Source organism: Mycobacterium sp. 2YAF39, from assembly GCF_052114565.1.
Classification (GTDB): domain Bacteria; phylum Actinomycetota; class Actinomycetes; order Mycobacteriales; family Mycobacteriaceae; genus Mycobacterium.
In genome coordinates this window covers 1-427 of record NZ_JBFREZ010000051.1, presented here as the reverse complement: position 1 = coordinate 427, position 427 = coordinate 1, and the positions used below count along the sequence as shown (strand labels likewise).

1 protein-coding gene is annotated in these 427 nt (G+C 68.6%); it reads left to right on the top strand.

All coding sequences use genetic code 11. From position 1 onward, the window contains the following. Nucleotides 1-411, top strand: a 411-nt coding sequence (locus tag AB4Z42_RS28425) for a hypothetical protein (protein WP_442012585.1), incomplete at its 5' end; no start/stop codon positions are given. Between the last annotated feature and the right edge of the window lie 16 nt (nt 412-427).

Below are 427 nucleotides of genomic sequence, written 5' to 3'. Positions count from 1 at the left end.
CCGATCCTTTATCTCAAGCAGCCACACCAGATGGCCACGAGAAAAGGAACTCCGATGATCAAGACCCGCCTCGCCACCACCGCAGCCCTGGTCACCTTCGGACTGGCCTCCCTCGGCGGCATCGTCGTCGCCATCGCCGCACCGGCCCACGCCGACGCCGACACCAGCACCACAGTCGACGGCACCGCGATGACCGGCACCGCAGGCCAAGCCGTCAACGACGCCCGCGAGGTTCCCAACGAACTCGCAGACGCCACCCGCGGCGCCGACGTCACCAGCGTCCCCGCCCCCGGCAGCACCTCCACCGGCGTGCACCTCCCGTTCCCGAACACTCCGGCCCCGCACAGTGAGCACAACGGCCAGGGACACAAGGGCAGCAACGAACTACCCCACCCGCACAGCCCCCGCTAAACGCACGAAGCGATCC